At 41.6% G+C, this 25356-nt stretch carries 26 protein-coding genes and 3 tRNA genes; 7 read left to right on the top strand and 22 right to left on the bottom strand.

Translation table 11 applies throughout. The features are described 5' to 3' along the window. Positions 1-26 precede the first annotated feature (26 nt). Positions 27-920, bottom strand: coding sequence for a 4-hydroxy-3-methylbut-2-enyl diphosphate reductase (locus tag I5349_RS09960; protein ID WP_226390616.1), 894 nt, complete (start codon positions 918-920; stop codon positions 27-29). Between the two features lie 10 nt (positions 921-930). After that, positions 931-1611: a (d)CMP kinase gene (cmk, locus tag I5349_RS09965; RefSeq protein WP_226390617.1), complete on the bottom strand. Its 681-nt coding sequence runs from the start codon at positions 1609-1611 to the stop codon at positions 931-933. Between the two features lie 158 nt (positions 1612-1769). Here cmk and ade point away from each other — a divergent pair, with 158 nt between their 5' ends. From ade to I5349_RS09990, 5 genes are all read left to right on the top strand, one after another. Beyond that, positions 1770-3407, top strand: coding sequence for an adenine deaminase (ade, locus tag I5349_RS09970; RefSeq protein WP_226390618.1), 1638 nt, complete (start codon positions 1770-1772; stop codon positions 3405-3407). A 124-nt stretch (positions 3408-3531) separates the two neighbouring features. Further along, positions 3532-4959, top strand: a complete 1428-nt coding sequence (locus I5349_RS09975) for a S10 family peptidase (protein WP_226390771.1) — start codon at positions 3532-3534, stop codon at positions 4957-4959. Positions 4960-5043: 84 nt separating this feature from the next. After that, complete coding sequence (locus I5349_RS09980; protein WP_226390619.1) at positions 5044-5679, top strand: porin family protein; 636 nt, start codon at positions 5044-5046, stop codon at positions 5677-5679. A gap of 2 nt (positions 5680-5681) precedes the next feature. Continuing rightward, positions 5682-5957 carry a sll1863 family stress response protein gene (locus I5349_RS09985; RefSeq protein ID WP_226390620.1) on the top strand — a complete coding sequence of 92 codons (276 nt, stop codon included), beginning with the start codon at positions 5682-5684 and terminating at the stop codon, positions 5955-5957. Between the two features lie 78 nt (positions 5958-6035). Next, entirely contained in the window at positions 6036-7940 is a 1905-nt protein-coding gene (locus I5349_RS09990; RefSeq protein WP_226390621.1) for an ABC-F family ATP-binding cassette domain-containing protein, read from the top strand. Positions 7941-7961: 21 nt separating this feature from the next. On the opposite strand, the gene I5349_RS09995 is transcribed toward I5349_RS09990, so the two are convergent. The 7 genes from I5349_RS09995 to I5349_RS10025 form a co-directional block, all read right to left on the bottom strand. Beyond that, the gene (locus I5349_RS09995) at positions 7962-8822 is read right to left on the bottom strand and encodes a nucleoside phosphorylase (protein WP_226390622.1); all 861 of its coding nucleotides are present in this window, start codon (positions 8820-8822) and stop codon (positions 7962-7964) included. After that, entirely contained in the window at positions 8815-9798 is a 984-nt protein-coding gene (gene trhO, locus I5349_RS10000) for an oxygen-dependent tRNA uridine(34) hydroxylase TrhO (RefSeq protein WP_226390623.1), read from the bottom strand. Before trhO ends, I5349_RS09995 begins: the two co-directional genes overlap by 8 nt. Positions 9799-9849: 51 nt before the next feature. After that, positions 9850-10482, bottom strand: a complete 633-nt coding sequence (locus tag I5349_RS10005) for an acetyltransferase (RefSeq protein ID WP_226390624.1) — start codon at positions 10480-10482, stop codon at positions 9850-9852. A 53-nt stretch (positions 10483-10535) separates the two neighbouring features. Further along, positions 10536-11816, bottom strand: a complete 1281-nt coding sequence (locus I5349_RS10010) for a DUF2851 family protein (RefSeq protein WP_226390625.1) — start codon at positions 11814-11816, stop codon at positions 10536-10538. A gap of 131 nt (positions 11817-11947) precedes the next feature. Next, a tRNA-Arg gene (locus tag I5349_RS10015) sits at positions 11948-12021 on the bottom strand. A 27-nt stretch (positions 12022-12048) separates the two neighbouring features. Continuing rightward, positions 12049-12123: transfer RNA gene (locus I5349_RS10020), tRNA-Pro, on the bottom strand. 34 nt (positions 12124-12157) lie between these two features. Beyond that, positions 12158-12230: transfer RNA gene (locus I5349_RS10025), tRNA-Lys, on the bottom strand. A 310-nt stretch (positions 12231-12540) separates the two neighbouring features. Here I5349_RS10025 and I5349_RS10030 point away from each other — a divergent pair. Beyond that, entirely contained in the window at positions 12541-13086 is a 546-nt protein-coding gene (locus tag I5349_RS10030) for a hypothetical protein (RefSeq protein ID WP_226390626.1), read from the top strand. Here I5349_RS10030 and I5349_RS10035 read toward each other — a convergent pair. The 11 genes from I5349_RS10035 to I5349_RS10085 all read right to left on the bottom strand — a co-directional run bounded on the left by I5349_RS10035 (position 13083) and on the right by I5349_RS10085 (position 22499). Beyond that, entirely contained in the window at positions 13083-14297 is a 1215-nt protein-coding gene (locus I5349_RS10035) for an NADH-quinone oxidoreductase subunit D (RefSeq protein ID WP_226390627.1), read from the bottom strand. The genes I5349_RS10030 and I5349_RS10035 overlap by 4 nt on opposite strands. Next, positions 14294-14824 carry an NADH-quinone oxidoreductase subunit C gene (locus I5349_RS10040; protein WP_226390628.1) on the bottom strand — a complete coding sequence of 177 codons (531 nt, stop codon included), beginning with the start codon at positions 14822-14824 and terminating at the stop codon, positions 14294-14296. The genes I5349_RS10035 and I5349_RS10040 overlap by 4 nt, the downstream gene beginning before the upstream one ends. Next, complete coding sequence (gene nuoB / locus I5349_RS10045; RefSeq protein ID WP_226390629.1) at positions 14821-15342, bottom strand: NADH-quinone oxidoreductase subunit NuoB; 522 nt, start codon at positions 15340-15342, stop codon at positions 14821-14823. Before nuoB ends, I5349_RS10040 begins: the two co-directional genes overlap by 4 nt. Next, a complete protein-coding gene (locus I5349_RS10050) occupies positions 15339-15815 on the bottom strand; it encodes an NADH-quinone oxidoreductase subunit A (RefSeq protein WP_226390630.1) in 477 nt (158 codons plus the stop codon). Before I5349_RS10050 ends, nuoB begins: the two co-directional genes overlap by 4 nt. Then, on the bottom strand, positions 15812-16450 hold the full coding sequence (locus tag I5349_RS10055; protein ID WP_226390631.1) for an LON peptidase substrate-binding domain-containing protein: 639 nt from the start codon (positions 16448-16450) through the stop codon (positions 15812-15814). The genes I5349_RS10050 and I5349_RS10055 overlap by 4 nt, the downstream gene beginning before the upstream one ends. A 22-nt stretch (positions 16451-16472) precedes the next feature. Then, positions 16473-17669 (bottom strand): carboxypeptidase-like regulatory domain-containing protein, encoded by a 1197-nt coding sequence (locus tag I5349_RS10060; RefSeq protein WP_226390632.1) that lies wholly within the window; start codon positions 17667-17669, stop codon positions 16473-16475. A gap of 111 nt (positions 17670-17780) precedes the next feature. Continuing rightward, positions 17781-19007, bottom strand: a complete 1227-nt coding sequence (icd, locus tag I5349_RS10065; RefSeq protein WP_226390633.1) for an NADP-dependent isocitrate dehydrogenase — start codon at positions 19005-19007, stop codon at positions 17781-17783. A 201-nt stretch (positions 19008-19208) separates the two neighbouring features. Then, the gene (gene panB / locus I5349_RS10070; protein ID WP_226390634.1) at positions 19209-20030 is read right to left on the bottom strand and encodes a 3-methyl-2-oxobutanoate hydroxymethyltransferase; all 822 of its coding nucleotides are present in this window, start codon (positions 20028-20030) and stop codon (positions 19209-19211) included. Positions 20031-20041: 11 nt separating this feature from the next. Continuing rightward, positions 20042-20545, bottom strand: coding sequence for a phosphoribosyltransferase family protein (locus I5349_RS10075; protein WP_226390635.1), 504 nt, complete (start codon positions 20543-20545; stop codon positions 20042-20044). Between the two features lie 138 nt (positions 20546-20683). Then, complete coding sequence (locus I5349_RS10080) at positions 20684-21163, bottom strand: Lrp/AsnC family transcriptional regulator (RefSeq protein WP_262895381.1); 480 nt, start codon at positions 21161-21163, stop codon at positions 20684-20686. A gap of 139 nt (positions 21164-21302) precedes the next feature. Further along, complete coding sequence (locus I5349_RS10085) at positions 21303-22499, bottom strand: tetratricopeptide repeat protein (RefSeq protein ID WP_226390636.1); 1197 nt, start codon at positions 22497-22499, stop codon at positions 21303-21305. Positions 22500-22679: 180 nt separating this feature from the next. Between I5349_RS10085 and I5349_RS10090 the strand changes: the two genes are divergently transcribed. Continuing rightward, positions 22680-23219 carry a sulfate ABC transporter permease gene (locus I5349_RS10090; protein WP_226390637.1) on the top strand — a complete coding sequence of 180 codons (540 nt, stop codon included), beginning with the start codon at positions 22680-22682 and terminating at the stop codon, positions 23217-23219. On the opposite strand, the gene rlmB is transcribed toward I5349_RS10090, so the two are convergent. After that, positions 23220-23996 carry a 23S rRNA (guanosine(2251)-2'-O)-methyltransferase RlmB gene (gene rlmB / locus I5349_RS10095; RefSeq protein WP_226390638.1) on the bottom strand — a complete coding sequence of 259 codons (777 nt, stop codon included), beginning with the start codon at positions 23994-23996 and terminating at the stop codon, positions 23220-23222. Beyond that, positions 23969-25234 (bottom strand): GWxTD domain-containing protein, encoded by a 1266-nt coding sequence (locus tag I5349_RS10100; protein WP_226390639.1) that lies wholly within the window; start codon positions 25232-25234, stop codon positions 23969-23971. Before I5349_RS10100 ends, rlmB begins: the two co-directional genes overlap by 28 nt. Between the last annotated feature and the right edge of the window lie 122 nt (positions 25235-25356).

Consider the following 25356-nt stretch of genomic DNA (forward strand, 5'->3'; position numbering starts at 1 on the left):
TTCAGCCCCAGAAATCCACCTTAAAATTAAGCTGGAATCAGTTCATCTTGCTCTTTGATGTACTTGGCTACTTTCTCCATAAGCCACATAGGTGTACTTGTAGCGCCACATATTCCGACCTTATCACTTTTCTCAAACCACTCGTTTGAGATTTCTGTTTCGTTTTCTACAAAATAAGATCGGGGATTTTCTTGTAAGCAAACTTGATAAAGTGCTTTACCATTGGAGCTCTTTTTGCCACTCACAAATATGATCACATCTTGCTCTTTAGCAAACACTTGAAGCTGTGGTTCTCTGTTAGATACTTGTCTACAGATAGAGTCATTTGCATTAAAGTCCACCTCATCTAGTTTACCTTTTTTAGCTTTGATGCGTGCCTCTATTTTCTCCTTTAGCGCATAAAATCCTTTGGTGCTTTTTGTGGTTTGAGAAAAAAGTGTGACAGGTTTTTGAAAATCTATTTGATCCAAATCCTCATCATTCATCACCACTATTGCCTTTTCTTGCGTCTGACCAGTCAAGCCGATGACTTCTGCATGACCCTTTTTACCATAGATCACGATCTGACCATCTTCTCTTTGCATTTTGTCAAAGGCAGTCTTGACCCTGTGTTGTAATTTGAGCACTACGGGGCAAGAAGCATCAATCAACTCAATATTATTTTGAAGGGCTACTTGATATGTCTCAGGAGGCTCACCGTGAGCTCTGATGAGTACTTTACAGTCATGGAGGTCTTTAAGATCTTCACGATCGATCACCGCTAGCCCCTTAGCTTTGAGACGTGCTACCTCCATATCATTGTGTACGATATCACCCAGACAGTATAGCTTGTCCTCATGTTCCATCTCATCCTCTGCCATCTTGATGGCAAATTCCACTCCAAAACAATACCCTGAATTTTTATCTATACTAACTTCCATAAGTACCCTTCTATTTATTAATTATTTTTTTGGCAAGACCTACTACTTGCGCTACTTGATCTTCAAAAGATAAAAAGCTCGTGTCAATCTCTATTGCATCATCAGCTTTTATCAGCGGACTCTCTTTGCGTGTAGAATCCAAGTGGTCTCTATGAGCAAGATTTTGCTTGATTTCATCCAAATCTACGAGCGTTCCAGCAGCGAGAAGTTCTTCTTGTCTTCGACCTGCTCGCACATCCATGTCTGCTGTCATGAATACTTTTAGGTCTGCCTGAGGAAATACCACCGTGCCTATGTCTCGTCCATCCATCACTACACCTTTACTTTTCCCCATCTTTTGTTGTTGTGCGACCATCGCATGACGCACTTCCTTGATGGTGCTCACCTCACTGACTTTCTCTGAGACACGCATTGTCCTGATCTCTTCTTCTACGTTGAGCCCGTTCAAGTAGGTTTCGTTTTTACCATTACGCTCATTGTAATGGAAGTCTATGTGTAGATTGGCTAGTGCCTTAGCGACATCTTTTGGATTGTCTAGGTTGATGTAATGTTCTAGAAAATACAAGGTAGTGGCTCTATACATGGCACCGGAGTCTATGTATTTATACCCTAGCGCACTAGCCACTTGTTTGGCTGTAGAACTCTTTCCGCAAGCAGAATAACCATCTATGGCTACAACAATTTTCCTCATTAAATAATTGGTAGAAGGCTCGATTTTCTTTAGAATTGATGCAAATATAAGAGATAAAAAGGTATACCGAAGACAATACCTTAGCTTTATTGACTTAGGCGATAGAGCACATTCATTCAATCACGCGCTGACTAGATCAGCGATCAAAACACGCATCCATGTCACAGCATTTTCAAGTAAGCGGGCAAATAGTCGACATCCCCGCAAAACAAATATATCCAGGCACCATCGTAGTCAAAGATGGTTACATCAGTGAAATTATCAAGCTAAGCTCAGCACCTGACATTTTCATCTGTCCAGGATTCATAGATGCGCACGTACACGTAGAAAGCTCCATGCTCGTCCCTGCGGAGTTTGCTAGGCTAGCGGTCATGCATGGCACTGTAGGCACTATCTCAGATCCGCACGAGATAGGCAATGTCCTAGGTGTAGCAGGTGTCAAATACATGATCGAAAATGGCCGACAAGTCAACTTCAAGTTTTACTTTGGTGCGCCTTCTTGCGTACCTGCCACTCCATTCGAAACAGCTGGTGCAGAGATCACAGCTGATGATATCGAGTCCCTCTTCCAAGAATACCCAGAGATCACCTATCTCGCAGAGATGATGAACTGGCCAGGAGTACTCTTTGAAGATCCCATAGTCAAAGAAAAAATAGCCCTAGCCCAAAAGTATGGTAGAGAAGTCGATGGTCATGCGCCTGGACTCAAAGGTGAAAAAGCTGCCCAATATGCTGCTGCTGGTATCACCACTGATCATGAGTGCTTCACAGCAGAAGAAGCGCTAGATAAACTGAAAGTAGGTATGAAAATCCTCATCAGAGAAGGCTCCGCTGCTAAAAACTTTGAAGCACTTATTGATTTATTACCTGACTATGCCGATCAAATGATGTTTTGCTCGGATGACAAGCACCCAGACAATTTGGTAGAAAGCCACATCAATGCGCTCTGTAGAAGAGCCGCTGCTAAAAACATCGATCGTTTCAAGATCCTTCAAGCCGCCTGTATCAATCCCGTGGAGCACTATCATATGAAGGTAGGATTGCTTAAGGTAAACGACCCTGCGGACTTCATTTTGCTCGACAACTTAGACGAATTCAATGTCCTAGCGACATATATCAATGGCCAAAAAGTAGCTGAAAATGGTCAATCTCTCATCCCTAGAGTAAAGAATGAGATCATCAATAACTTTAGCACTGGAATAAAGTCTACAAGTGACTTTGCACTCTCCCCAGAAACAAAAAATATAGCCGTCATCGAAGCACTAGATGGACAGTTGATCACTAATCGATTGAGCTACCCTGCTAAAGTAGTAGCAGGCAATGCCATTTCCGATCTAGCAAATGATGTCCTTAAAATGACCGTTGTCAATCGCTATGAGGAGGCAAAACCAGCCATAGCCTTTATCAAAAACTTTGGCTTGCAGCGAGGTGCCATAGCTTCTTCTGTAGGACATGACTCACACAATATCATTGCATTAGGCGTGGATGATGAGAGTATTTGTCGCGCAGTCAACTTGGTCATCAAAGCTAGGGGAGGCGTATCTGCGGTAGATGGCTCTGAAGAAAAGCTCCTACCCTTACCTGTAGCAGGCATCATGTCTGCGGAGGATGGATTTGAAGTAAGCAAAGCTTATGCAGCCATAGACCAAATGGCCAAAAAGATGGGAAGCAAACTCACTTCTCCATTCATGTCGCTCTCTTTCATGGCGCTGCTAGTGATCCCATCCCTCAAACTCAGCGACAAAGGACTCTTTGATGGAGACAAGTTTGAATTTGTCTCGCCATTTGACAAATAAGTCATACCATTCAACAGATATTCATTGTCTCTGAAGAGGAATCGATAGATCTTAAAACAAAAATACCTACATAATGAAAAAGTTACTCTATATCGCCCTGATCTGCCTGATAGGAAGTCCTGTCATGGGACAAGGCTTTCAAGGACTAGACCCAGAGTCTGCGGTTAGTTCTACACATGAAGTCACTATCGGTGGTAAAAAAGTACCATACGAAGCTACTGCAGGCACACACCCAGTTTGGGATGAAAGTGGCAAGCCTTTAGCTACACTTTTCTACACCTACTACAGAAGAACAGATATCGCAGATAATACCAAGAGACCGCTAGTCATCTCTTTCAATGGTGGCCCTGGCTCAGCTTCTGTCTGGATGCACATCGCCTACACTGGTCCTAAACTTCTTCAGATAGATGCAGAAGGCAATCCTATCCAGCCTTATGGTGTCAAAGACAACCCACACTCTATCCTTGATGTGGCTGACATCGTCTACGTAGATCCAGTCAATACTGGCTACAGCAGGATATTGGACAAAGATGCCAAGCGCTCAGATTTTTTTGGGGTCAATGCAGATATCAAATACTTAGCTGAGTGGATCAATAGCTTTGTCACACGTCAAAACAGATGGAGATCGCCTAAGTATCTTATCGGTGAGAGCTACGGTACTACACGCGTATCTGGCTTAGCCAATCAGTTACAAAACAGTCACTGGATGTACCTCAATGGGGTAATCCTCGTCTCTCCTACCAATCTAGGGATCGATAGAAGTGGTCCTGTAAGTCAGGCGCTTTATCTACCATACTATGCTGCTACCGCTTGGTATCATAAAGCCCTCAGCCAAGACCTTTTGGCTAAAGACCTCGAAGAGATCCTCCCTGAGGTAGAAAACTTCACTATCAACGAACTACTGCCAGCTATGGCGATGGGTGGGTTTTTAGATCCTGCCAAAAAGAAAAGCCTAGCTGCTACCATGTCTAAATACTCTGGCTTATCAGAAGAGGTATTACTTCAACACAACTTGGCTGTTCCCACTAGCTTTTTCTGGAAAGAACTCCTAAGAGATCGTGGGCTGACAGTAGGTCGACTAGACTCTAGATACAGAGGGATAGATAGACAAGATGCTGGTGAGCGATATGACTATGACCCTGCTTTGACAGCTTGGAATCATGCCTTTGCTCCAGCGATCAACTACTATCTCAGACAAGAGCTTAAGTTCAAGACAGACTTCCAGTACAATCTCTTCGGACCTGTCAATCCTTGGGATAGAAGTAATGACCGAACAGGTGAAAATCTCCGTCAAGCGATGGCCCAGAATCCATACTTACATGTCATGATCCAGTCAGGATACTTCGATGGAGGTACTGACTACTTCAATGCGAAGTACTCTATGTGGCAGCTAGACCCAAGCGGCAAACTTAAAGACAGACTTGAGTTTAAAGCCTACAGAAGTGGACACATGATGTATCTCAGAGATGAAGACTTGGCTACTTCAAATCAACACATCAGAGACTTTATCAAAAAATCACTTCCACCAGCAGGAACTCCTGCTAAGTACTAAGCTTGAAGCCTGGACGTTGAAGTTCAGGCTTCTTTTTTTAAACCTAGATCTCCTGCGTACTGATTCCTTCTTATCTTTGGGACAATGAAAAAACTCTTTTCCATAGGCTTATTCTTGATCATTCCTTTGATCTCCTTAGCGCAGTTCAATGTAGGACTCAAGGCAGGTGCAGGATTTACGACCTCACTTTTTATACAGGGAAATCAGACTGTAGAACTAGAATCTATCAATGGTCGCAGCTTTGGCGTGATCATGCAGTACTTAGCTGTTCGCAATGCAGGTGTACAAGTAGAAGTACTGAGACAAACTAAAGGTTGGCAGCAATTAATTCCTGGAGTAGATGGTTATTACAGAGTAGATATGAACTCAGTCGATATCCCTATACTTTCTCACTTCGTACTGGGTAAAAAGGACGTACGCTTCATCTTTACCATAGGACCTCACCTCTCTTTTACCAATAGCTCGGACTTTGAGACGACCTTTGAGGATGATGTTTTATTTTCCCAAGTTTTTCTATACAATGACCGCATAGACAATCGATTTACTTATGGACTCAGCGCTGGCATGGGACTCAAGTATGTCAAAAATAAAAATGTCGTACAGCTAGAGGCACGATTCAGCAATGATTTTCAAAATAACGTGACGGACGAGCGTCTTACCTATGCACAACATCAGGTATTTAGTGTAACTTTAAGCTACTTGTACCAAATCATCAAATAATCATGAGCGACAAAGCATTTCAAGAATTCGAAAAAACACTCAGAGAAGTGGGTGACAAAATAGAAGAACTCATCGCCAAAGGAGCTGAGATGACGGGCGAAGCACGCAAAGACTTAGACAAAAGTATCGAAAAGCTCAAAGCTAAAAGAGACGAGTTAGAAGTGAAGTTTGCTGAATTTAAAAAAGAAAGCGAACCAAGATGGAATGCTTCTAGAGACCATTTTGAAAACGCGCTTTCCGAAATCAAAGCTGCTGTAAAAACGCTTTTTAAAGGTTAATCAACTATCTGATAGTTGCGCACACTGTATTTTTGATAAAACAAGGTCAAATGCCAAGCTTTTGACTACTTTTGCGCCATGAATTATCTATCAGTAGAGACACTCTCTAAGGCCTTTGGAGACAAGGTCCTCTTCCAAAATATCTCCTTTGGCATAGATCAAGGACAAAAAATAGCCCTAGTAGGCATCAATGGTAGTGGTAAATCCACTCTCATGAAAATCATCATGGGATTGGAAGAAAGCGATGCTGGTTCAGTGACTTTCAGGAATGATATCAAGGTGACTTTCGTGCACCAAAACCCTACTTTTGCAGATAATCAATCGGTCGCTGAAGCAGTCTTTTACAACTCTGATGATCCTGTACTACAGACGATCAGAGAGTACCAACTTACTTTGATCAAAAGTGAAACTGACTTAGATGCTCAAGATCAACTCACTGGTCTATTTGAAAAAATGGACACCTACAATGCTTGGGACTATGAAAGCCAAGTCAAGCAGATACTTGGTAGACTAGGAATCCATGACCTCGAGCAGCCTATCTCTCAGCTCTCTGGTGGACAGCGCAAACGTGTGGCACTAGCCAAAGCACTCGTGGAAAAACCTGATCTCATGATCATGGATGAGCCTACCAACCACCTCGATCTAGAAACCATTGAGTGGCTAGAAAACTATCTCAGCACGGCCAATCTTTCTCTCCTATTGGTAACACACGATAGGTACTTCCTAGAGAAAGTCACCAATGAAATCCTTGAACTTGACAATGGCGGTATCTATCGCTACAAAGGAAACTATGCTTATTTCTTGGAAAAAAAGGCTGATAGAGAAATGATCGAGGCTAGTGAAATCGATAAGGCCAAGAACCTCTACAGAAAAGAACTCGACTGGATCAGAAGACAACCCAAGGCTCGAGGTACTAAAGCCAAGTATCGAGTAGATGCCTTTGAAGATACCAAAGACAAGGCTTTCTCTGCCAAAAAGAAAGATAGCCTAGAACTCAGTGTCGCAGCCAACCGCATGGGAGGTAAAATCATAGAGATCGAACACTTACAGAAGAAATTTGGCGATAAGAAGATCGTCAATGACTTCTCTTATGTGTTTAAAAAGCAAGATAGAATCGGGATTATTGGGCCAAATGGTGCAGGAAAAACCACTTTCCTCAATATGCTGACGGGCAAACTAGCACCTGATGCTGGTATGATCGAAGCAGGAAAGACGATCAACTTTGGCTATTACAGACAGGAAGACGATAGTTTTGATCCTAATCAGCGCATCATAGACATGGTCAAGGAAATAGCCGAAGTCGTCACTATGGCCAACGGCTCAGTGATTACAGCATCACAGTTTCTCAACCACTTCCAGTTTAGTCCAAAAGCCCAATATACCCCAATAGGCAAGCTAAGTGGGGGAGAAAAAAGAAGACTACAACTACTCAAGATCCTCATCAAGAGTCCTAATTTCCTCATCTTAGATGAACCGACCAATGACTTGGACTTGATCACACTGAACATTCTTGAAGACTTCCTAGCCAATTTTCCTGGATGTATCATCTTGGTCTCGCACGATAGATATTTCATGGACAGACTAGTAGATCATCTCTTTGTATTTGATGGTGAGGGAGAGATCAATGACTTCCCTGGCAACTATACCGACTACCGAGAGTGGGAAAAAGAGCAAACAAATACACCTATGCAAAAAGATGATTTGTCTAAAGCAAAGGAAAGTACTGCTCCCATTTCACCAAAAGTAGAGGTCTCAAAGACAAAAGCTAGCTATAAGGAAAAGCGTGAATATCAAACCATACAGGAAGACATGGCTAAATTAGATGAGGAAAGAGCTACCTATATCGACAAATTAAATAGTGGAAGTGGATCTCATGAGGACTTACTAGATTGGTCTCAAAAAGTAGAGGCATTTACACAAAAAATTGACGCTATGGAGCTCCGTTGGTTAGAGCTCTCTGAGCTAGAAGGAATAGAGGATTAGGCTTTCACCTAATCCTTTTTTTTAGCAATGATCTAATGTGTGAAGGATCAATTTCTCCACAATCGCATGAGCATCAGTAGCAAATTTCTGAGTGATTCTATTAGCCACTATCGCATTTAAGCTGAGAACTTCATGTCCTAGAAGCCTACCCATCGCATAGTATCCCGCAGTCTCCATCTCAAAATTCGTTAACTGCTGACCTTCCACTTTCAGTTGACTGAGGCGCTCAATGATGTCAGGTATAGCAGGTCTTAGGCGTACCATTCTTCCTTGGGGACCAAAAAATCCAGGGCAAGTAACTGTTTGACCAATCAAAAGCCCTTTACCTAATTTATCCAGAAGCAATTGGGAGCCAGCTACCACATAGGGATCAAATCCTACCTTTAAGGTATCTTTCACTGCTTGACTCATGGCTTGCTCATAAGCAGTGTAATCTGTATTATAGTAAGTCATCAAAGTGTCGAGCCCCACTCCATATGCAGATGCGAGCATAGATCCCTCTGGTATGGACGCTTGCATACTCCCTGAAGTACCCACTCGGATGATATTTAGAGTCGTATGCTCCGCTCTGATCTGACGTGACTTTAAGTCTACGTTGACTAGTGCATCAAGCTCCGTCATGAAGATCTCTATATTATCCGTCCCCATCCCTGTACTGATGACAGAGAGACGTTTACCTTTGTAGTAGCCAGTATGCGTCACAAATTCTCTATGTTGCACTTGATGCTCTATCGATTCAAAATGCTTAGAAACTTTAGCCACCCTATCTGGATCACCTACCGTGATAATAGTTGAAGCCAGTTGATCTGGCTTCAAGTTGAGGTGATAGATACTTCCGTCAGCATTGATGATCAGTTCTGACTCTGGTATATGATTACCCATGATGGAGTTGTTTTACTTGTTTAGCAGTTGTTTTTCTACTGAAGCCTTTATAAGGATTATATCCATTAGACTTCTTTTGATAGTATCCAGTACCATCATAAGGGCGCTTTTCGGGATCTGACTTACAAGCATCTGAGCAGCAACCTTCCATTTCCCAGCCACAGTCTTCACAAATGGCTACGTGTAAATTACATTTAGAACTGGCACAGTTGACCATTCTGTCACTAGGTTTTTCGCAGATGTAGCATTTAGAGATGATCGTTGGGTTGACTTTATTGACTTCCACAGCAAGTCTATTGTCAAACACATAACATTTGCCTTCGAAGTCCTCTCCTCCTTCTTCCATGCCGTATTTGATGATCCCTCCATGGAGTTGATATACGTTTTCAAAACCCTGCTCTAAAAGGTATGCAGAGGCTTTTTCACATTTAATCCCTCCCGTACAGTAGGTGATCACCTTCTTATTTTTCAAGTGTTCCAACTCATGTACTTTGTCAGGAAAGTCTCTAAAATTATCGATATCGAGTGTGATGGCATTTTTAAATTTACCTACACTATGCTCATAGTTAGATCTGACATCTAAGACTACGACATCTTCCTGATCTTTGAGTTGCTTAAAATCCTTTGGAGATAAATGTACTCCTGTTTTTTCACGAGGATTGATATGACGCATGCTAGAGTGCACGATTTCTTCTTTGTCTCTGACATGAAGCTTAGCAAAGGCATGATCGTGATGAGCTTCTACTTTAAAGTCTGTATCGGCAAATCTAGGATCAGACTTTACGTATTCCATGTACTTCTCGCAGTCTTCCTTCAGACCGCTGACTGTCCCATTGAGTCCCTCGCTCGAAATGATGATTCTCCCTCTGAGATTATTTTCTAGACAAAAGAGGTGATGCTCCTCTCTGTACGCTGCTGGATCTGCTATCTTAGCATAGCAGTAGTACAGCAAAATTGAATACGGTTTATTTTCCATAACTAATTCCTGTTTCAGGCAGGCTGCTTTGGTTAATATATTGAATTAAGATTATACGATATCCGCGGGATTGCCAAATACTGTCTTACCAGGAGCTACATCAGCAATAACTACCGAACCAGCCCCCACACGTGCATTTTTTCCAATAGTCACACCACTCACTATAGTGACTCCTGTACCGATGAAGGCTCCTTCCTCTAGCGTAACTTCCGCATTGATGATACTTCCAGCACCGATCTGAACAAAATCCCCCACCTTGACATTGAAATCAATGATCGCTGAATTATGCAGAATGCAGTGGTTTCCTATGCTACTATTGGGCCCTATTTTGACACCAGTATTGATGAAGTTACCATGACCTATAGCTGCCGCAGGAGAGATATCTGCATGTCCATGGATAGCATTGACAGGCATCACCTTTCTGCGCTCATTGAGCAATTTAACTAAAGACTTACGATATTTAGGGTCATCTACTGCTACAAATGCCTCACATTTCTTCCCGATCAATTTCAAAAAACCGTCATCTTCTGGATTGCCCAAGACACTGATGTCATTGATTTCCTTCCCATGCATGGAGGCATCTTCATCCAAGAAGCCAAAGACGATCACATCATTGCTTCTAAATATATCTAAGGCCACAGGGCCTATTCCCTTCGCTCCAAATATCAATACTGGGTTATCCATTTTCATCTATTTTAGCCCGCAAAGATACAGCTTTATTCATTGCTTACAAAAGATTATCCCGCACTGATCAAGCTAGCCCCTACCTTACATTGTAGGCATTTATGTGCTTGACAGTACTGATTATATAGCGCGATCATGGACTGACTATCATAGGCCGTTTTACAAGATACTGATAGTGCTTCCCATAGTTCGGTGATATAGTTGCGCTCAGCTTTGATCAACTCTAGCAAGCCAAAAGCACTTTCAAAATATGATGTTTCATCATGAGATTTGGCACGTGCAGCTAGCAGCGTAGGTGTCATATTAAGCAAGATATTCTCAAGACTCTTTTTGCCCATGTATTTAGCCCTTCTTTTGAGAGGCTTACCAAAATGATAATGCTCTTGCCAGTATTTTGAGACTTCAAGCTTAGCCAACTGCTTTAATAGTAGATCAGCACTCTCAAAATCGACAAAAGTACTATACAGATGAGGGAAATGATGACACAGCGCTGCAAACTGCGCCATACGCAGTGTAGGAAAACTCGCAGGCCTGATTCGCATAAACTTCCATTCAGAAGCATGAAGCGGGCTGGATAGTTGATATTTATGTGTTAATAAACTAAACTCTCTTCTAAGAAGTGATGCATAGGGATCATCTATATCCTCTTGAAGTAGTCCTGACATTCCGAAGATCAGAGCTTCTAATTGAAGTAGATTTGTACTATGCTTTCTAATGATTTTAAATGAGAGTTTCTCTGCTAGTCTTTCCCAAGCAGCTGCATTACTTTTAAATCCAAAACATCTCGCTAACCATCTAAAGCTAGCCTCTTCCCAATCTCCGTGACATTGTTCAAGCAAAGTAAGAAATTCATTTCCTTTAGCATACAGACGCGCCACTAGTGCTTCTTCTAGCATACTTCTTAGGACAATATCTTTCACACTCGAAAGCTGATGAGCACAGGGAATAGCCGTCTTGGACAAGCTAAGTTTTTCATAATTTCTAATTAAGTGGAGAGGGATCTTGCCAAGAAGTGCTAATGTTGGAATCTCCGAACCATCTTTCCTGAAAATCTTAACATCTGCTTCCCAGACCACATGAAGGATGACACTATCATAGCGAGCGTCTGACTCGTGCTTATGTGCAAGCCAATCTGATGACTTGATATGAATTTCCACAGGTCCATGCCAAACGATTCCATCCAAAAGCACACTGGCCTCTAAAAAATCTGGCCCTTCATGAAGATTGTGACTACCTGTCTTTCTGATTTCTAGTGATTCCCCAGCGATGGTTTGAAGTGACTGCGTATTGAATAATTGTGTCTTCCAGATATGATGTAAAAAATCTTCTTTCATGGCTTTCAACCTTGATGATCAACTAATATAATCATCTATTCAAAAAATAAGAAATATCAATGAAAGCATCTCAGACTTTAGGAAAGCCTTAAAAATAAAAAAGCCCTATACGAAAGTATAAGGCTTAAATGTGATCCCATCAGGACTCGAACCTGAAACCTACTGCTTAGAAGGCAGTTGCTCTATCCAGTTGAGCTATGAGACCATTCACTACCCTGAGGTAGTACTATTGTCGGGGTGGCAGGATTCGAACCTGCGACCTCCACATCCCAAATGTGGCGCGATAACCGGGCTACGCTACACCCCGAACATTAGCTTTGAAAAACCGGCTGTTTTTCTTGTGATCCCGCTGGGATTCGAACCCAGGACCCATACATTAAAAGTGTATTGCTCTACCAGCTGAGCTACGGAATCGGAATCTTCAATATGAGAAAATCTGAAGGCTTTTTTGTTATATTTGACCTCGAGATCGATGATCAGATGCTCATCGTTTTCTCTAATTGAGTTGCAAATTTAAGTGCTTTATATCGTAATGCCAAACATCAAACGAATCTTTCTTTCAATATTTTTTATCTCTTTTTCAGCTTTTTTTCAAGGAGCTTATTCTCAAGCAAATACAAATGAGCTTGCTGAAGCAGATTCCCTTTTTTCTGAAAAAAAATTTACAGAAGCGCTCCCAATCTATGAAAAAATCTTCTTTGAAGAGGGGTTGTATAGTGAATCCATGCTTCTGAAACTAGCTTTTATCTATGAAGGAAAGGGTGATTTTGAGCAAGCACTTTATGTCCTAAAATATTTAGAGCAGAAGAATAACGCCAGATATGTTTCTACAAAGATTAAAGAACTAGCAAAAAAGCATCAGCTTGTAGGTTATGAAAATTCAGATTTGCAGGCCTTATTCAAATTCTTTTTCAACTACCAAATGGAGATCACAAGTGTGTTTCTTTTTTTAGGTTTGCTAAACTTATCTATCCTAGCATTTCGACAAAAGAAATCAGCCCAGAAGGTGCCAATTGTGCAAGTTATACCTAGCATAGTATGTTTATTGATAGCGATAGGCATCTGGCACTTTGCTAGCCCCACTAAGCAGGGCATCATCATCACAGACCATACGATCCTCATGGAGGCGCCCAGCGCTGCGGCTGAGGTAGTAGAGCTCACTAATAAAGGACATCTCTTACAGCTAAAAAGAAAAAAAGATGTTTGGTATGAAACAGACTGGTTTGGGCAGACAGTCTATGTGAAAGAGAATATGGTGAAGACTTTTTAGCGATCTACTTCTCCTAAGACTAGGTCTATAGATCCTATGATGGCTACTAAGTCCGCTAGTAAGGCTCCTTTGGAGATTTCATGAATGATTGATAGATTAGAAAAACAAGCAGACCTCGCCTTCACGCGACTAGGCTTGTCTGACTTACCATCTGAGCGCATAAAGAAGCCAAGCTCACCTTTTGGGTTCTCCGCTCGTACATAGATATCTTGCGCCTTAGGGCGAATCTTTTTAGGTACCAAAGCCCGAGGGTCAAAGTCTCGATCTCGCTTATAATCCATAGTTAACTTTTCTAAGCATTGAGCGATGATCTTTAAGGATTCTTGACACTCCTGCACCCTGACGTATGTACGATCCCAACAATCCCCGACAGTTCCCATCAAACCTTGCCCCACAGGAATATCAAAATCTATTTCAGAATAGACAGCGTAACCATCTACTTTTCTCAAATCATAAGCTAAGCCACTTCCGCGCAACATGGGGCCTGAAACTCCATAGTTGATCGCCAAGTCTGGATCAAGCACCCCTATGTTTGCAGTACGTTCTACAAAGATCTTATTGTCCATGACTAACTGATTAAGCTCTATGAGCTTGGGCTTTAAATAAGTCACAAACTCAGCACATCGCTCTTCAAATCCAACTGGCAAGTCATAGTATAAACCTCCTATCCAGATGTAATTATAAAGCATGCGAGCACCAGAAGTCCACTCGAGCAGTCTCAGGATATGCTCTCGGTCTCTCATCATCCAAAGAAAAGGCGTGAAAGCCCCAATATCCAAGGCATAAGTCCCCAAAGCCACAAAATGCGAAGCCAATCGATTCAATTCGGCTACAAGCACACGTATATATTCTACTCGCTTAGGAATTTGTTCAGTGATGCCCAACATACGCTCCACTCCCATTGCATACACATGCTCAGAATTCATCGCAGCCAAATAGTCCATCCTATCGACATAAGGGATCACTTGAGGATAAGTCAAAGACTCGGCATGCTTCTCAAAACAGCGATGTAAATAACCTAAGTGAGGTACTACATCCAACACAACTTCTCCATCAGTAAGCACCTCTAATCTCAATACACCATGCGTAGAGGGGTGCTGAGGACCAATATTGATGATCATCTGACCTGGCAACAAATCCCTTTCTTGGTATTTATTTGGCTCAGAATTTTTAAGATGATCTGGATGGTATTTATACTGTATCTCTTTCATCCCTCCCAAGATTTTGCAGCTTCCTCTGATCGGTCATAAGCCACTTTGATACCGTGATAATACTCTGGGTTAATAGCATCCTTGCGAAGTGGATGCCCCTTCCAATCTGCTGGTAAGAGAATCCTTCTCATATCAGGGTGACCGAGAAAATTGATCCCCATCAAATCATAGGTTTCTCGCTCATGCCATAGAGCCGTCTTCCAGATATAAGAAACGGTAGGGATAGTCGGTAAACCTTCCGATGGTTTTTCAAGCAACACAGAAATCGCTAGCTGATGACCATGAGGAAGGCTATTCAGCTGATAGTTCACCTCAAAATAGTTTGAATCTGTACCATGGTCTATACCAGAAATACAGGATAAAAAGTCAAAATAGGTAGCTTCACTACGCCAAAGTAAGTCACAAACAGCTACTAAATTTTCTGCAGAAACATAAATCGTCCCTGGATGATGATCTACCTTTTGATCTAAGACTATTTCAGTGCCTAGTTCCTGCTGAATGAATGAAACTATCGAATCAAATGTCATGCAGTAGTCTTTAATAGGTTTTCGATGGCCTTAGGCCTCATGAGTGTCTCCTTTCGTATTTTCTCTTGGAGCTTGATAAATCCACCAATAAGTGCCTCAGGACGAGGTGGACACCCTGGTACGTATACATCAACTGGGATCACATTGTCAACACCCTTCACCACATGATAGCCATGCTCCCAGTACGGACCTCCACAGTTAGCACATGAACCCATCGAGATCACATACCTAGGCTCGGCCATTTGCTCATACAGTCTTCTTACGCGATCAGCCATTTTGAAAGTCACTGTACCTGCTACGATCATGACATCTGATTGTCGAGGACTCGCTCGAGGAAATACGCCCATACGATCTAAGTCATAATTGGAGGCATAAGCACTCATCATCTCTATCGCACAGCAGGCCAGACCAAAGCCCATAGGCCACATAGAAGAAAGTCTAGCCCAGTTGATAAGTGTATCTACTTTAGTGATGATCATACCACCCTGCCCAAATTGTTGATCGAGTAGTCCTTTCATTTGCGTCTTTTTATAAATTTAGAGTAGGCGATCTTTGGAATCGGAGAGTAATACTGCTTACCTGTAGGCATAGGTCGCTCCCAGTTGAGAAAACCTTTGACCCAAAGGTAGACTAACCCTAAGGCAAGTATAATGACAAAAGCCACCATCTCTACTAAGGCAATCATACCCCACTTACCTCCAGTGAGCTCCATCAGTTCCTGATCTGCATAAACAGTAGCCCAAGGAAATAGAAATACCAACTCTACTTCAAATAAGATAAAAACTAAAGCGATGATATAAAATCGCGTGTTGAATTGTGACCATGCGGTGCCTAATGGATCTTCTCCAGATTCATAGGTAGTGAGTTTTTCGATATTGGGACGCTTAGGGCGGATCAGCCTAGCTGTCAGCAGCCCAAAAGCTACAAAAAATATCCCCCCTATCAAGAAGAGTAGGATAATTCCAAATTCGCTTACTTCACCATGTATCATTGAAAACTCAGCGGATCTAAATGCTTAAAATGACCATTCAGCTTTATCTTTTCTTTAGCTTGTTCCATTTCGCGAAGAATTGGCAAGGCTACTGCCAAGTGCTGATTGATCAAATCTAGGCGATCTGATTCTTTTTCTAATTTTAGCAATTCATATTCTTGACTTAAAGATAAGCCTATTTTATGAGCAAAGGTAAAAGAATTGAAGTGCTTTGTATCAAACTTCACATTGGGAATAGATAGCAAGCCAAAAAGTTCTTTTAACTGCTTCGCTAGCATTTCTTTTTGTCGAGCTTCCCCATCTTCTATCAATGGTACAAAAGTTACCGTCCCTCCTGCATAGAGTTTACCAGGAAGCGGATTTACATAATCCTGTACTTTAAAAACACGTTTGGCAATTGTCTTGACATCCATTTTGCCATCTTCGTAGATGTGCGATATCTCTACGAGAGACACCTCAGTTCCATAACCGAGTTTTTGATGAACGTAAGAGGGTATACCAAATGAAAAGCCCTCCCTTTCTGCATCTCTGATCAAAGCACGATAGCGAGGCTCAAAAATATGTAAGTTCAGTTCCTCTCCAGGAAAAACAACAATATTGAGAGGAAATAATGGGAAGTTTGAGATTGTCTGCATAGCTGCATAACTCAGATATACTTCATTGTGTTGGAAGCTGATAGTCTAAAGGCAGCATATCACCTATTTTTTCCCACCCCATATAGCCTTCAAAAAGTACATCAAATGGCTCTACGATACCTCCAAGCGGATCTATCTCCACACGATCTTTTAACAAACTCATCACTGATGTTTGAAAAACAGGTATTCTATTCTGCATTCCTAAAAAGGCAGCCTCCTCCTTTTCACCAGCATACACTATTTGATGATATCCTTCAAAACGAAGGAAGTACTTCCCGTCTGGAGTTTTCTCTACTAATTCATCTACTGTGATAGGTCTTTTATCCAACGACTCGATGATTTTAGGGAGATTAGCTTTGGAGAGATAGTGCGTCATCAGTGAATCTCTGATACTAGGATCTCGCGTCTCCCGATAGCGCTTTCCTGCCATATCAAGTGTGTCTTGAGTTGGTCTATTAGGATTAGGATTTCGATACAGTCTTCTGACTGCAAACTTTTCTTCTTCCAAAAGCCCCTTTTGAAGAGAACGCATAAAATGCATCACTGAACCATTATATGCAATAATCCGCTGCCTCTCCGCTCTTCTTATTTGTCTGTTATTACCTCCAATTGACTTAAAGAAAGGATATCCTCCAAAGAAAACTGTTCCCTCTTTAGGATAATACTCAAAACGTACCAAGCTATAAGAGATCTCATAACCTAACCTTGGGTTAAGGATTTTTAACTGATCTCTAGCGCGAACAGTCAGTTTAGCTTGTTGCTCATCGTATATGATGATCAGCACCTCAGGATTGAGGATTTCACAAGCTTGTGCGTTCATAGAGCTTCCTAGAAAGAAAAGCTTGAAAGTCTCCAAGTTTTTATACCATACATCATCCCTTGTACCTGTGACTTCTACCTCACTCATCTCCACCTCAAGGGGAACTAACTGGATCAAAAATGAAGCAGGAATAGACTCTGTATCTATCTGGAAGCTTAAAGGCTCATATCCCATGAAACTTGTGATGATCTCATGCTGACCGCTTGGAATGCTGAGCGAAAAAGTACCATCCTCAGAAGTGACAGTACCTATAGTTGTATTGTTTAAAAACACTGACGCGAAAGCTAAGGGCTCAGCAGACTTAGCATCAACTACTTTACCCTTGAGTATAGTCTCTTGCGCTATTGAGCTATACGAAAAGCAAATAAATAGGAAGTGAAAAAGTAAAAGTCGCTTCATGAAAAACAAGATTGTTTGATTGAATTACGAAAGCTATTCGCATTAGTTCAAAATGCACAAAAAAACCCTGACGCAGAAGCATCAGGGTTCATTATATTCAGACTAAACTGATTACATATTTTTGACGATCTCTTGACCAAACTCAGAACACTTAAGCAGTGTAGCTCCTGTCATCAAACGCTCAAAGTCATAAGTCACTTTTTTAGCCTCGATTGATTTCTCTAGTCCTTTGACAATCAAATCAGCTGCTTCTTGCCAACCCATATACTCAAGCATCATCACACCAGACAGAATTACAGAACCAGGGTTTACCTTATCCTGACCTGCATACTTAGGCGCAGTACCGTGAGTAGCTTCGAAGATAGCGTGACCGGAGATATAATTGATATTCGCACCTGGAGCAATACCGATACCACCTACGATAGCCGCTAGTGCATCAGACACATAGTCACCATTGAGATTGAGTGTAGCGATCACAGAGTACTCAGCTGGTCTCAGCAATATCTGTTGCAAGAAGGCATCAGCGATCACATCTTTGATGATGACCTTGTGTCCATCCTTCTCGATCACTTGCCATGGTCCTCCATCTAGATCTGTTGCTCCGTATGACTTTTTAGCCAATTCATAACCCCAGTCTCTGAAAGCACCTTCTGTGAACTTCATTATATTACCTTTGTGTACCAAAGTCACAGAGTCTTTCTTCTGAGCAAAGGCATAATCAATCGCTGCTTTTACTAGACGCTCAGTTCCCTCTTGAGATACTGGCTTGATGCCATATCCAGCAGTATTAGGGAATCTTACTTTTTTAAATTTATCAGGGAAGTTAGTTTTTACCAACTCAGCAAACTTCTTATTCTCTTCCGTTCCTGCTTGAAACTCGATACCAGCATATATATCCTCTGTATTTTCCCGGAAGATCACCATGTCGCAAAGTTCCGGCTGCTTCACAGGAGAAGGCACACCTGTAAACCATCTAACAGGACGGACACAAGCATATAGATCTAACTCTTGACGAAGAGCTACATTGAGCGAACGGATACCTCCACCTACAGGAGTAGTCAATGGTCCTTTGATACCTACCAAATATTCTCTGAATGCATCCAAAGTCTCAGCTGGCATCCAATTGCCTGTCTGGTTGAAGGCCTTCTCACCTGCCAATACTTCTTTCCACTGTATCTTACGCTTGCCTTTATAGGCTTTCTCTACAGCGGCATCTAGGACAAGCTTAGAAGCTGGCCAAATATCTATTCCAGTACCATCACCCTCGATAAATGGAATTACGGGCTGATCTGGCACATTTAATTTACCATTTTGAATGCTTATTTTTTGTTCGCTCATGCTATCTATTGATTTATAAATCTGTAAAATATATGACTTTTTTCGGCCACGAAGATAATGATTTCCCTTTACAACTCCTTTTTCAGTATAAAAAAGAGCAGGACAGTAACAAGGAATTCACCTATGGCCTTGTTCAAAACTATAAAATGCTTCAGATGATTTCAGAAATGCATAAAAAAGACTGCCGAAACAGTCCATTTTTTAGTAGCTCTCTTTACTATTGGGAAAATCTTTGGCTTTCACATCATGAACGTAGCGCCCTACTGCATCTAAGATAGTAGTCCTCAAATCAGCATATTGTCGTAAAAATCTCGGCTTGAACTCATGCGTGATACCCAGCATATCATGCATCACGAGAACTTGTCCATCTACATCTTGCCCTGCCCCTATTCCAATGACTGGGATATTAACTGTTTCAGCTACCTTCTTAGCTAGTTTGGCAGGAATCTTTTCCAATACAATGGCAAAACACCCACAAGACTCCAGCAAAATCGCATCTTCAATGAGTTTTTCTGCTTCAGCATCTTCTTTGGCCCTGACAGTATAGGTGCCAAACTTATAAATAGACTGTGGCGTAAGCCCCAAGTGACCCATCACAGGCACTCCTGCACTGAGGATTCTAAGCACTGACTCTTTAATCTCAGCGCCTCCCTCTACCTTGACAGCATGTGCTCCTGACTCCTTCATGATCCTAATTGCAGATCTGAGCGCCTCTGAGCTATTGCCTTGATAGGATCCAAATGGAATATCTACTACCACTAGTGCACGATTAACAGCGCGCACTACGGAGCTAGCATGATAGATCATCTGATCTAATGTGATCGGTAGTGTGGTCTCATGACCCGCCATGACATTGGAGGCTGAATCCCCTACCAAGATGATATCAACACCAGCTGCATCTATGATCCCCGCCATCGAAAAGTCATAGGCTGTCAACATAGAGATTTTCTCCCCACGATTTTTCAACTCTTGTAGTTGATGGGTGGTGACGCGCTTAAGATCAGATGATTTATGAATGGACATGTTTTGTGTATTTAGTGTAAATAGGCGACAAACTCATCACCTGTCAAATCTACTTCTATGTGATCACTTAGTGTCGTAGCCAACTCATAGCCTGTATAGTCTGCTTCTACTGGAAACTGCTTGTGACTGCGATTGACCAAGACAGCTGTTTCCAATTTGGATACTCCTGCTTGCATAAAAGGAAAAAGTGCAAAGAGTAATGTTTTTCCCGTGTTGAGCACATCATCAACCACGATGACAGCCTTGCCTTCTAGCGCTACCTTAGGATCTAGTGACACTTCTGGCTGTGTCACGGCTTGCTTATCTAGCTTGAGTTTGATCAGTTCTACTTGGAGAGGAGAGATAATTCTTAGCTGTGCTTGAAGCATCTCTGCGAGTCGGTACCCCATCTTGTCAATGCCTGCCAGCCAAATAGTACCCTCAGTAGCATTGTGCTCATAGATCTCATAGGCCATCCGAGTGACTTTTCGACTGATCTGCCTTTGATCTAGTATGCGTGTTTTATTAGACTGCATAGGTTTTAATTAATCACTTGAAATTACGCTATATCCTGCCACTCTCAAAAAATAATCAGGCTAAATGCGGAATTAAATCCCTAGAAACAAAAAAATCCTGCTTTACAGGCAGGATCTTCAACTCTTTTGAGGGATTGATTACATAGGAATCGGCATCACTTTGCTATCCTTAAAGGTAGAAAGGATCACCATAGACTGCATGCTATCCACTTCTTTGATCTCACTCACGCGCTCAAGCATCAACTTCTGATAAGCTGAGATATCTTTAGCGATGATCTTAAGGATAAAATCACCTGTACCTGTGATGTGATGACACTCAATGATCTCATTGATATTCTCGATCTCTTTGATGAATGCATCAATGTTCGTTTTGTTGTGCCCGATGAGTGTTACCAAAACGAATGTACTTACGCCCAATCCGATTTTTTCAGTATCTAATTTGGCATGGTAGCTTTTGATAATTCCAGCATTTTCAAGCTTTTTTACACGCTCCAAAGTAGGCGCTGGAGAGAGTCCAATGTCTTTAGAAAGTTGTGCATTAGTAATCTTAGCATTGGCTTGTAAAATATCTAATATTTTACGGTCTATCTTGTCTAGTTTCACGTTTAAGTTGCTCATAATTTAAAAAGATATGTGCGGAATATTATTTTGGACAAAGTTAAATCATTTAGCGTTTATTTCAAACATTACTGCAAAAATAACGCATCTTTAAAATATGTATTGTATGAGCGGTTTATATTTCATACCAAAGCCACAATTATAGCTTGTTCTTTTTGATGAAATTCCTAGCCTCCTCATGTGCTGGATGCTTGCGTTTCGCATATTTCTTGATCGTATTGAAATATTGCTTCGCTTCCCGTTTATTATTTTCTTTCAGGGCTATTTTACCCAAACCTAGCAAAGAATATAAGTAATATCCTGATTCTTCTGCTTCTATCTCTTCTCCGAATGAAACTGCTCGCTTGTAGTACTGCTTGGCCTCTGAGATCTCTCCCATTCGCTCATGATACTGCCCCGCAAAGAAGGCGGCATATCGACCAGAAGTAGCTTCATAGCCAACGTAGCTACTATCGATTTTGTTTAAGATTTCAATAGATTCTTTTGCAGCAGCACTTGTGAAACCACTCGCATAGAGCGTCCTGGCATAGTATCTATGGAAGTATGGATTGTTGGGAAAATTATTATGCAAACTCTCCGTGATCCTCAATGCCTCAGCTGTATGACCGGGGCCATTTTCAAGCGAAAGGATACGCATCAAAAAGTATTGCGCTTCGATTCTCGCATAAAAAGCATTGTTAGCCACTTCTCTGAGTTGTTTGAGGCCTAGTGCCTTGTCTCCATCTGGAAAAAGTGCCAATACAGGCCTCAGCAGCGTGTAATTCTCTTTGATCCATACAGAGAAATAATTGAAAAGTGCATCTCCGAGCAGAAGCTCTGGACTCAAATCTTCCTCTCCTTTACTCAACTCTAAATATTTAAGCGCATTTCTCCCAGCAAATGTAGCAGCTGTCCAATTTTTACGCTCCGCATTCAGTCTACCTTTAAATCCATAGGCGCCCGCTAAGAAAAATGAAGCTTCTCTATTAGTAGGATCTTCATCTAATAGGTCTTTAGCTTTGTCTATCGTACGATCCATATAATCAAAGAAAGCTTTATCATAGCGCTTCTCCTCTATGTTAGGCACTATCCTCCACCACTGACTCAGTCCTAGTAAAAACTCTGGCAATGGATGATCCGGATATCGGTACTTCATGTAGGTAAACTCTCGCTCAGCTGCTTGAAAATTGAAATTATATAGGTGGTTAACAGCATCAGTGATCTCAAACTGCAAACGCCTGTTCATGAGCAGATAGGGTGAAATGCTATCTACCTCAGTGGGTCTATTTTGCGCCTGTAGTGGGATGATAAAGGAAAAGCCTAAAAGTATAGAAAGCAGCAGCTTTGGTAATGACATAAATCTTAATTTTAGAAACGGCCTGTTGGAATCCAATAATTTATTGGCAAATTTAGTTCCAAAATTAGCCTCATGCAGGACAACGAAGCAAAATTACAAAACCATATCCGACAATACTTGGATTTCGACAAGCGATTGTTCTTTATCTTCTTTTGCCTTATCAGTTTCTTGCTGCTTTTTATGAAAAAAACACTTGTGGAAAGTGAAATCGCAGCCTTCGAAATGTTGGAAATGCGCGGTGAGATGGGGCTTTTCAAACTGCTCAATGCCTTAGAGTATCTTAGCATTCCATTAGTCTATCTGTGGAAATTTACCATTCTAGCTTTTATCATCTGGGTAGGCAGCTTTATGTTTGGCTACAAAGTGACTTACACCAAATGTTGGCAGATCGTCATGATCGCAGAGTCTGTGTTTTTCATCCCTGAGTTACTTACGACACTTTATTATATCCTGATTCCTAGCGATCCGAGCTACTGGGACATTAAGGCTTTCTATCCACTATCACTGATGAATCTCGTCAATTACGAACTTGTGGATCCCCGCTATCACTATGTACTCAAGCGACTCAATGTCTTTGAAATAGTCTACTGGTTTGCTTTGATCTATGGACTCCACTGGACAGCAAAAAAGCGGCTTGACACCGCTTATGCTATCGTATTTTCTTCCTACGTATTAGTCTTTTTCCTTTGGCTGGCATTTTATGCCATCGTGTACAAGTGATCAGACAAATCGCTGCCTAACAGCTTCATAGACGATCACCGCTGCAGAAACTGACACATTGAGTGAAGCAATCTTGCCTTGGAGTGGGATCCTCACACGAAGATCAGACATGCTCAGCAAGTCTGGAGATATACCATCTTCCTCAGAACCCATGATGATCGCGAGCGGGCCAGTCAGATCAGCAAAGTACATATCCTTGTCCGATTTCTCTGTACAGGCTACCGTCCTGATTCCATTGTTTTGCAGGTAGCTCACCGTCTGCGCTAGGGTTTTCACACGGCAGATTGGTAAGTGATTTAGTGCGCCAGCAGAAGTCTTCACCGCATCAGAATTGATCTGAGCGGAACCCTTCTCAGGAATGATGATCGCATCAGCACCAGCACACTCGGCTGTTCTGACGATCGCTCCGAAGTTGCGTACATCTGTGACACGGTCTAAGATCAACAAAAGTGGATCTTTGCCTCGCTGATAGCAGTCTTGAATGACATTGTCTAGCGATGCATAATTGATCGCAGACATGTACGCAATCACTCCTTGATGATTCTTTTTGGTAACCTTATTGAGTTTCTCCGCAGGGACCTTGACGACCAATATACGCTTTGACTTAGCAGCTACTTGCACCTCTTTGATGAGATCATTTTGCAAATCCTTTTGAATCAAAATCTTATCTATCTCTTGATCTGCTACTATCGCTTCGATGATCGCTCTAGAGCCAAAAATAAAGTCTTTTTGTCCGTCTTTTTTATCTATTAAAAATCCTGTCTGCCGCTTCTCCATAAGGTGATTTTTCTGTACCAAAACTGCTCGTATTCCTTTTTTCGCTCTAATACGAAGTAGTTTGGTGTAAATATGTTGTTAATGCGCACAAAGGTAAAGCTAATTTTTGGATTTGAACCGCTCTCTAGATAATTCCAAATCTCTTTGTCTGCTTCATAAAACACTTCATCAGGTGGACCCATGATGATATAGACCATTCCCATGTCTGTTTTCCAACCTTCTTTGAAGTGCGTAAAATACTGATTAGCGAGTAGGACATTACCAAAAAAATCATTAATGATCTGTTTGGCAAGTTCTTGCGATTTAGCCACCGTGAGCCAATATTCATCTAGTGCTTGCTTGGGATTTGGGGCATTACTCAGCTTATTGTACTCAGGCCTCGTGCTCATGTAAATCAGCGGACCAATCATGTCAGACCAATCAGTCAAGCCTGGAAAGGCAGCATCTCCGACTCTTACCGACACTCCTTCGGTAGCTAAGGTATCCGTCTGAAAAAAGTACATTCCTTTTTCCACTGGTACAAAACTCGTGTTAGCCAGATGCATCTTAGCAGGCAAGGCACTGAGTTCTTTGCTTACTTGTGTCTGCCTCAGAGCCATAGGTGGATCTGCAGGCGTGAAATCATCAGGATAATAATAGTAATAAAGTGTGTCAAGCGAGGATTTCACTATGATTTCTTCTCCAGAAGCCACATATTCGTTCATCAAGGGCTTCTTTTCTGTTGCAAAAAACTGAATATCTGCACTCGATACGATAGGTTGAAAAAGATTAGCCACACTGATCGGCTTATCCAAACTGATGATTTTTTCTACTGCCAAGGAGTCGTCTAAAGAGATCTCTCTGATATCTCGAGAGTTTCCCGTGTGTTCATCTACCATCAATCTCAACACACTATAATCAGTAGGCTTTTCTATGATAATTTTAGCCCATAGGTCATTTCTAAAGCTCAATACGGAGTCAAAATCAATCATTCTCATCTCCCAATAGTCTTCAATATCCGAGCTGTCTTTCATCGGGATATAGCTGAAATCGAAATCTTCAGGAGTCATTCTAGGATCCGCTATTCTGAAATTGATCCACCAGAGGTAGGCTGAGTCCGTTTCATAGATTTTAGACTTGACTTTGACAGGAGAGAAGGCATTGTACTTAGCAGATATGTCATTGGGACTCAATTGCTGCGCTAACAAAGGAGAAAGGCATATAAAAGAACAGAAAAGTAGTAAGAGGGACTTTTTCATGACATTTATCTTGCTATGATTCAAATGTGCAGCTATCAAAGCTACCCTAAAATATACTGCGAAATGCCAAAGAATGTTAATAATACAAGGGAAATAATTCCTAAATGATTATTTCTCCTAAT

Origin of the sequence: Penaeicola halotolerans (assembly GCF_016464625.1) — a bacterium.
In the GTDB taxonomy this organism is placed as follows: Bacteria; Bacteroidota; Bacteroidia; order Cytophagales; family Cyclobacteriaceae; genus Penaeicola; species Penaeicola halotolerans.

Coding starts and splice junctions, on each gene's coding strand:
- I5349_RS10055 (WP_226390631.1), bottom strand. CDS start 16,450: ATGCAGACAATCTCAAACTTCCCATTATTTCCTCTCAATATTGTTGTT.
- I5349_RS09975 (WP_226390771.1), top strand. CDS start 3,532: ATGGGACAAGGCTTTCAAGGACTAGACCCAGAGTCTGCGGTTAGTTCT.
- I5349_RS10060 (WP_226390632.1), bottom strand. CDS start 17,669: ATGAAGCGACTTTTACTTTTTCACTTCCTATTTATTTGCTTTTCGTAT.
- I5349_RS10005 (WP_226390624.1), bottom strand. CDS start 10,482: ATGGATAACCCAGTATTGATATTTGGAGCGAAGGGAATAGGCCCTGTG.
- I5349_RS10030 (WP_226390626.1), top strand. CDS start 12,541: ATGCTTCTGAAACTAGCTTTTATCTATGAAGGAAAGGGTGATTTTGAG.
- I5349_RS10090 (WP_226390637.1), top strand. CDS start 22,680: ATGAAAAAAACACTTGTGGAAAGTGAAATCGCAGCCTTCGAAATGTTG.
- I5349_RS10100 (WP_226390639.1), bottom strand. CDS start 25,234: ATGAAAAAGTCCCTCTTACTACTTTTCTGTTCTTTTATATGCCTTTCT.
- I5349_RS10085 (WP_226390636.1), bottom strand. CDS start 22,499: ATGTCATTACCAAAGCTGCTGCTTTCTATACTTTTAGGCTTTTCCTTT.
- panB (WP_226390634.1), bottom strand. CDS start 20,030: ATGTCCATTCATAAATCATCTGATCTTAAGCGCGTCACCACCCATCAA.
- I5349_RS09995 (WP_226390622.1), bottom strand. CDS start 8,822: ATGGGTAATCATATACCAGAGTCAGAACTGATCATCAATGCTGACGGA.
- nuoB (WP_226390629.1), bottom strand. CDS start 15,342: ATGAAAGGACTACTCGATCAACAATTTGGGCAGGGTGGTATGATCATC.
- I5349_RS10035 (WP_226390627.1), bottom strand. CDS start 14,297: ATGAAAGAGATACAGTATAAATACCATCCAGATCATCTTAAAAATTCT.
- I5349_RS10040 (WP_226390628.1), bottom strand. CDS start 14,824: ATGACATTTGATTCGATAGTTTCATTCATTCAGCAGGAACTAGGCACT.
- ade (WP_226390618.1), top strand. CDS start 1,770: ATGTCACAGCATTTTCAAGTAAGCGGGCAAATAGTCGACATCCCCGCA.
- trhO (WP_226390623.1), bottom strand. CDS start 9,798: ATGGAAAATAAACCGTATTCAATTTTGCTGTACTACTGCTATGCTAAG.
- I5349_RS09980 (WP_226390619.1), top strand. CDS start 5,044: ATGAAAAAACTCTTTTCCATAGGCTTATTCTTGATCATTCCTTTGATC.
- I5349_RS09990 (WP_226390621.1), top strand. CDS start 6,036: ATGAATTATCTATCAGTAGAGACACTCTCTAAGGCCTTTGGAGACAAG.
- icd (WP_226390633.1), bottom strand. CDS start 19,007: ATGAGCGAACAAAAAATAAGCATTCAAAATGGTAAATTAAATGTGCCA.
- I5349_RS10075 (WP_226390635.1), bottom strand. CDS start 20,545: ATGCAGTCTAATAAAACACGCATACTAGATCAAAGGCAGATCAGTCGA.
- cmk (WP_226390617.1), bottom strand. CDS start 1,611: ATGAGGAAAATTGTTGTAGCCATAGATGGTTATTCTGCTTGCGGAAAG.
- rlmB (WP_226390638.1), bottom strand. CDS start 23,996: ATGGAGAAGCGGCAGACAGGATTTTTAATAGATAAAAAAGACGGACAA.
- I5349_RS09960 (WP_226390616.1), bottom strand. CDS start 920: ATGGAAGTTAGTATAGATAAAAATTCAGGGTATTGTTTTGGAGTGGAA.
- I5349_RS09985 (WP_226390620.1), top strand. CDS start 5,682: ATGAGCGACAAAGCATTTCAAGAATTCGAAAAAACACTCAGAGAAGTG.
- I5349_RS10050 (WP_226390630.1), bottom strand. CDS start 15,815: ATGATACATGGTGAAGTAAGCGAATTTGGAATTATCCTACTCTTCTTG.
- I5349_RS10010 (WP_226390625.1), bottom strand. CDS start 11,816: ATGAAAGAAGATTTTTTACATCATATCTGGAAGACACAATTATTCAAT.
- I5349_RS10080 (WP_262895381.1), bottom strand. CDS start 21,163: ATGAGCAACTTAAACGTGAAACTAGACAAGATAGACCGTAAAATATTA.